A 6,301-nucleotide genomic window follows, 5' to 3' on the forward strand; every position below is an offset into this window, starting at 1 on the left:
CAAACTGCTTGTGTGCTGCATCAGCCTGCTCACGGGAAGCGTCAGCCTTGCGGTAACACTCAACCATCAGATCATGGTGCTTCTGAGCGTCCTCAGCAAGCACAGTAACCCGCTCATGAATTTCAGAGGCCTGGCGGCGGTACTCCTTCGCCGTTGTGATCTTCTCTTTGACCTCTTTGTTCTGCTCTATCTCAGCTTCCTGCTCACGGAGTTGTTCTTTCAGCAGTTTGATCTTTTCGATCAGTTCACGTTCCTTCTCGGTCGTGAAAACTTCTGTCTGCTGTCTGAACTCCATGCTCTCGATCTGCTTGTGGAGCTCCTTGATGCCACGGCTCTTGATCCCACCGTGATCCTTTTTGAAGGAGTCGATATCAGCAAACAGAACATTGGCCTTCTCATTCAGCTCATTCCGCTGATCCTTGAGCTCCTGAACTTCCTTGTTGAACTGATCCCGCAACTCCTTGTGCTTCTGGGCATCTTCAACACATTCGCGGGTCTGGTTGTTTAACGTGTTCCGATCACGGGCAAACTGACTTGCCTGCGCGTTAAACTCATTCCGCTTGTTTTTATGATCTTCGGAACCATTGATAGTTCCTTTTCTTTTGTCAATCAGTTCATTCAACATCTTTTACCAATCCTCGCTGAAAAAAGGCACGCCTGGTATCCCGGTACCATGAGAAAGGTGTGACATACGCGAGAACAATACGGAGTACAAGATGGAATAGGTGCGATAGTGATCAGAATCAGAATTACTGTCCACATTAGGGATGTGACCCGGGCGGGTAAATCCGTAGAGACGGGTAAAAAAGTATCTTCTGTTCGACAACGGTTCTTGTTCGCAACACGATCCACGTATATTCGACTCCCAATTCCTGAAGGCTCCGGGAGGTGGAGACCTTCGTATCGTTCTTCGTGAAGGGGACCTTAGTGACCTTCTATCATTAAGATGTATCAATCCGTAATAAGAGTTTTGTGAAAAACGTCCGGAGAAGAGTTAGGAAGAAGATGGAAAAGTATTGTGAGGTTCTTGGCAGACTGTGAATACTCTTCCGTTATTTGAAGTAGAAGATATCGGGTCCACTTGCAAAGTCCATTGCTGCAGCGGGTGTTCTTGATTTAATGCGCCCGACATCCGGTGTTTTTGGGGCACGAATCTTCTGATCCATCTCTTCGAGCCTGACCCGGTATGGGTGTTTTGGCTGGGCGATGGCATCTCCGTTCTTTACGCCGGTCATGATAGCGAGCACACGGACCTTTCCTTCCATATCATTACGAATTCTAGCTCCCCAGATGACATCAGCGTGTGCATCGAGTTCATAGGTGAGTGATGATGCTATCTCTTCAGACTCGATTAAGGTCAGGTCACTGCCTCCGGTGATGTGAATTAATGCACCGGTTGCGCCCCGGTAATCGATATCGAGCATCGGATTGGAGAGACATTCCCTGACAACGCTCTCGGCCTTGTTCTGCTGCTTGGATTCACCGACAAGCATGGTTGCAACGCCACCCTTGCTCATGATGGCTCTGACATCCGCGTAGTCGATGTTAATCAGTGATGGTTCGGTGATCGTCTCGGTGATGCCTTTGACAGTCTCTCCGATCAACTGATCCATGACTGAGAATGATTGTGCCAGTGGCAGGTTTGGAACAAAACTCTTGAGCCGGTTGTTGTCCAGCAGGATGACTGAATCACATGATTTAGCCATTGCTTCAAGACCGTCTTCTGCCCGGATCAGTCGTGCTTTCTCCACGTCAAATGGATAACTGACCATTCCGACGACAATAGCGCCCTGGTCCTTTGCAATCTGGGCTACAACAGGTGCAGATCCCGTGCCGGTCCCTCCACCCATACCTGCAGTGATAAAGCAGAGATCGACAGATTCAAGGAGCGTCTCAAGTGTGGGACGAGCCATTTCAGCGGCTTTACGTCCGACATCGGGGTATCCTCCGGCACCGAGACCCTTGGTGAGACTCTTTCCGATCAGAATCCGCTTGTCAGACTGGATCATATCCAGGTGCTGTTTATCGGTATTGATCGCAATAGTCTCGGCCCCTGAAACCCCCATGTTGTGAAGCCGGTTGATGGTGTTATTCCCTGCTCCTCCGCATCCGATGATTACGATCCTTGGCTGCCCGTCAAAGTCGTCGTCATAGTTCTGCATAGAACACTTGAGTTCTTTTTCTCGCTCGGAGTTTATTACTGCGGCATTAATGATACTCTGCATACTTAAATCCCCCTCAATCTAAAATGACAGTTGATCACTGTCTGAGAGAATGCGGTTAGCCCGCTTCTCGATGAGCTCGCGAACAGCATCCCTGATCGCTTCAGAGATGGTGGGGAACTCACCGGCATCCACCATCTTCTCAAGCACGCTGATCTGCTGCTCTGGTAGTCTGATGGTGATACGTTGCATGGTTGTGACCCTCTATGATCTGACATTTGTCAGTCACATGTCGGCTTTACGTCAGACATATGGGCGACACCAGTCAGACAATGAGATACACATAGTAGATCTTGGGATTATTTAAATTTTCTCCTTTGATATAACTCATAAATCCCATACCTGTATAACTGCTGACATCCACAGATAATCAGAGATTGACGGTCAGATTTCCAGATTTACACAAGGCAACACATGGTGGCAGGGGGATGGCAGGAACACCCCATAGAAACGATATCATTGATTTTAGTGCCAGCCTGAATCCGTTAACTCCAGTTTTGGAATGGAATATCTCCCCTGATTCCATCAGGAGATATCCTGATGATCAATATGCTCTGCTGAAGGAGGTTATTGCCCGTCATCATAACCGGAAACCTGAGGAAATATGTGTAGGAAACGGGTCGGTCGAGGTAATCCGGACTCTCTGCCATACCATATTGCAGCCCGGCAGTGTGGTTAAGATTCCACCCCATACTTTCTCCGAATATGCGCTCTCGGTCCGTCTTGCAGGAGCTACGATTGTCGGATCAGATCATGCGCATGTTGATCTCACATTTTTGTGTAATCCGGACAACCCATCAGGCATTCTGACCGGACGGGATCAGGTGCAGAACATACTTGACACCGTAGCAGCCGGGGATGGAATTCTCTGCGTAGATGAAGCCTTTATCGATCTTGCCGATCCGATGCAGAGTGTTTCAGATCTTCAGGATTCTCATCTTTTTGTCCTTCGTTCACTCACGAAATCATTTTCCATGGCTGGAGTCAGGTTTGGATATGGAATCGGGGAGCCTGACCTTATCGCTGCCATGGAGGTAATGAGGCCTCCCTGGACTGTCAATGCCTTTGCGGAACAGATGGCTCTGCAGGCTTTTGCAAAATATGGCGAACTCGTGTGTTCACGCGAGTACATAAAAGCAGAACGTGAACGGATCAGCAAACGGTGTAGCGAACTCGGGCTTACTGCTTCTCAGGCTTCAGCCAATTATCTGCTCCTGGATACTGGAGAGAGTGGTGCAGAACTTACTGCTGCCATGCAGGGCCAGGGAATCCTGGTGAGGGACTGCACCTCGTTTGGTCTTCCCTCATGTATCAGGGTGGCAGTCCGGACGCATGATGAGAACGATCTGCTTCTGGAGGCACTGACTACGTGCTTGCACTGATAATGGCGGGTGGCAGGGGTTCCCGCCTGCAGATGGGAGAGAAAGGACTGGTACGACTCTGTGATCGACCTCTCATCGAATATGTCCTTGATACCCTTGAGAATTCAGGGTTGGAACCGGTGGTTATCACCACCCCCCGGACTCCGTATACTGCGAACTACTGCCGGGTCCGGGAAATTGATCAGATCTGCACTGAAGGAATCGGGTATGTCGAGGATTTAGTAGAAGCCGTCGAAATACTTGGAGAAAAAGGGCCGGTCCTGATTGTCTGTGCTGATATCCCCGGCCTACGTCCTGAACATCTGGACTATATTCTTTCCCGCTACGTAGCAAGTGGTAACTCTGCGTGTTCGGTCTGGATTCCTTCATCGCTGGTACCAGTTCAGGGATGTATGCAATCGTATACCCGGGAAATCTCTGGTGTTGAGGCAGTCCCGGCAGGACTGAATATTCTGCTTGGTAGCGCTATTACCCGGGAACAGGATGAACTCTGTATCCTGATCGATGACCCGCTCCTCTCCTTTAATATTAATAATCAGGCAGAACTCATTGCCGCTGAAAAATTCTTTTCCCGGTCCTGAATACGTACATTTCATCGATGCCCGGATGTTTTTGACCGAATCATGATATGTCCGCAGCGCGAAGATCTCTCATGAGCTTCTCCCGTGAGATTGAACTCGACGGGCATATAATCGATTCAGGAATCGTAGAGAATGTCCTTGACACCATCCTCGATATGGGTGGTGATTTTGAGTTTCTGGTGTTTGACGTCGGCAAGAAAAAGACCGACAAAAGTTATGCAAAGATTAAGATCAGTTCTGAAAGCAGCGAACGCCTTGATGGAATTGTCAGTCGTCTCCACCGTCATGGTGCCAGGCTGGTTGATGTAGATGAAGTGAGTCTTGTTCCTGCTGAAGGCGAGCGGATCGTTCCAAAAGGGTTTTATTCAACTACCAATTATCCAACCGAAATTAAATATGGGAACCGGTGGATTCAGGTTGAAAAGATAGAGATGGACTGTCTTATTGTGGTTGATTCTCATGCAAAGCGGGCTATCTGCACACCGATGGACAAACTGAGCAAGGGAGATCTTGTCGTGATGGGCGAGGTAGGGGTGAAGGTTTCCCCTCCCGAACGGTCACGGGAACATAACGAGTTTGAGTTTATGGGTGGCGGTGTCTCTTCGGAGCGGCCGACTGAGACAACAATCGCCAAGATCGCCCGTGAGATGGTTGAACTTCATAAACGTGGCGGAAAGATTGCGTTGGTCGGGGGGCCGGCCATTATTCATACCGGAGCATCAGAAGCATGTGCAGCACTGGTCAGAGAGGGGTATATCAATGTCCTGTTTGCAGGTAATGCATTAGCAACCCACGATATTGAGTACAGCTTGTACGGAACTTCACTCGGGATGGAGATCAAGACCGGGGATCTGGTTGTTGCCGGTCACAAGAATCATCTGTATGCTATTAGTGAGGTGATGCGAGCCGGTTCAATCCGTGCTGCCGTAGAGAACGGGGTGGTTACCTCAGGAATCATGTATGAGTGCATTAAAAATCAGGTTCCGTTTGTGCTGGCCGGTTCGATTCGTGATGACGGGCCACTGCCGGACGTAATCTCCGATGCACGGGTAGCACAGGATGAGATGCGCAAATATGTTCCTGATATCGGGATGGTGCTGATGGTTGCAACCATGCTTCATTCGATCGCAGTCGGGAACTGTCTCCCCTCATATGTGCGAACCATCTGTGTGGATATCAATCCCTCTACCGTGACCAAACTGATGGATCGGGGAACGATGCAGGCTATCGGTGTTGTGAGTGATGCAGGAGCATTCATCCCGATGCTGCTCAGGCAGATCAGGCTCATGACTGGTCAGTCGGCTGAATAGTGTCTGAATAAAAATAGTTATATGGTCAGAGGCATGGCATACGGATGCTCATGCTCCATAACAAATTCCCATTCTTTTTTGCAGGAACATGGCATCACCATGACTGATTTGATCAATTCCTGATCTCCGTTGAGGTTATATTCGCGGATTGCATCAAGGATCATCTGATCGCAGGTTCCACAGTTGTGTGCCCCTCGTTTCTGACCTCCTCCCAGTGGGTCACAAGTCATATGAACCGGGGACTCGGCAAGAACCTTTGCGACACTCCAGAGATATGGTGGTCGGTATGAGCCCTGTTTCCAGAGTCGTTCAACAACGGTATGGCGTTGAACTGAGCAGGGATTCATGGATATCAGATCGGTATGAGGAATAATGTCTCTGACTGAAGAGGTCATGTCCTCATACGCTTCCCGTTCGGTAACATATGCCGGTTTATAGAGCAGGTACGTCTTTACGAGACCCCCGGCCCGTCTGATATCTGCAGCAGCGGTTACATATTGTGCAAACGAGAGGCCTTTATCGATACATTTCTCCCGGATCAAATCTGAAGAAGTCTCGAGCCCGATTGCAATCACCAGGCCTCCCTTTCCCTCATCATCAATGAGCCGGGTGCGATATGCGGCTACCTTTTCATAATCAAGGTAGTCACCACGGCATTCGACTGTTAGTAAGCGACCTCTGCAGATGTCAGCGATCATCTCTCGGACTGCAGGAGGAACTTCTATGTCATCAAAAAAACTCCCTGAGGTGTATATCTTTACCAAAGGAGGGTTATGCTCAGCGATGCTGGCAGCCAGGGTTTCAAG

The 6,301-nt window shown here is 49.3% G+C and carries 7 protein-coding genes; 3 read left to right on the forward strand and 4 right to left on the reverse strand.

Annotated elements, in window-relative coordinates:
- From LUQ50_RS04610 to LUQ50_RS04620, 3 genes are all read right to left on the reverse strand, one after another.
- The coding region (locus tag LUQ50_RS04610) for a phosphoserine phosphatase (RefSeq protein ID WP_300036868.1) at positions 1-625 on the reverse strand (625 nt) is incomplete at its 3' end.
- A gap of 427 nt (positions 626-1,052) precedes the next feature.
- Positions 1,053-2,225, reverse strand: coding sequence for a cell division protein FtsZ (gene ftsZ, locus LUQ50_RS04615; protein ID WP_300036871.1), 1,173 nt, complete (start codon positions 2,223-2,225; stop codon positions 1,053-1,055).
- Between the two features lie 18 nt (positions 2,226-2,243).
- Entirely contained in the window at positions 2,244-2,414 is a 171-nt protein-coding gene (locus LUQ50_RS04620; RefSeq protein WP_109967703.1) for a ribbon-helix-helix domain-containing protein, read from the reverse strand.
- 185 nt (positions 2,415-2,599) lie between these two features.
- On the opposite strand from LUQ50_RS04620, the gene LUQ50_RS04625 reads away from it, so the two are divergent.
- The 3 genes from LUQ50_RS04625 (at position 2,600) to LUQ50_RS04635 (ending at position 5,495) form a co-directional block, all read left to right on the forward strand.
- Positions 2,600-3,604: a histidinol-phosphate transaminase gene (locus LUQ50_RS04625; RefSeq protein ID WP_300036884.1), complete on the forward strand. Its 1,005-nt coding sequence runs from the start codon at positions 2,600-2,602 to the stop codon at positions 3,602-3,604.
- Positions 3,592-4,185 (forward strand): NTP transferase domain-containing protein, encoded by a 594-nt coding sequence (locus LUQ50_RS04630; RefSeq protein ID WP_300036887.1) that lies wholly within the window; start codon positions 3,592-3,594, stop codon positions 4,183-4,185. The genes LUQ50_RS04625 and LUQ50_RS04630 overlap by 13 nt, the downstream gene beginning before the upstream one ends.
- Before the next feature lie 71 nt (positions 4,186-4,256).
- Positions 4,257-5,495: a TIGR00300 family protein gene (locus tag LUQ50_RS04635; protein ID WP_300036890.1), complete on the forward strand. Its 1,239-nt coding sequence runs from the start codon at positions 4,257-4,259 to the stop codon at positions 5,493-5,495.
- 17 nt (positions 5,496-5,512) lie between these two features.
- Here LUQ50_RS04635 and LUQ50_RS04640 read toward each other — a convergent pair.
- On the reverse strand, positions 5,513-6,301 hold a 789-nt coding region (locus tag LUQ50_RS04640), incomplete at its 5' end, for an archaeosine biosynthesis radical SAM protein RaSEA (RefSeq protein ID WP_300036893.1).

The sequence above is a fragment of the Methanospirillum sp. genome, from assembly GCF_028679455.1.
GTDB lineage: Archaea > Halobacteriota > Methanomicrobia > Methanomicrobiales > Methanospirillaceae > Methanospirillum.

Excerpts from the sequence above, each read along its gene's own strand:
- ftsZ (WP_300036871.1), bottom strand. The coding sequence starts at position 2,225 with ATGCAGAGTATCATTAATGCCGCAGTAATAAACTCCGAGCGAGAAAAA.
- LUQ50_RS04620 (WP_109967703.1), bottom strand. The coding sequence starts at position 2,414 with ATGCAACGTATCACCATCAGACTACCAGAGCAGCAGATCAGCGTGCTT.
- LUQ50_RS04635 (WP_300036890.1), top strand. The coding sequence starts at position 4,257 with ATGAGCTTCTCCCGTGAGATTGAACTCGACGGGCATATAATCGATTCA.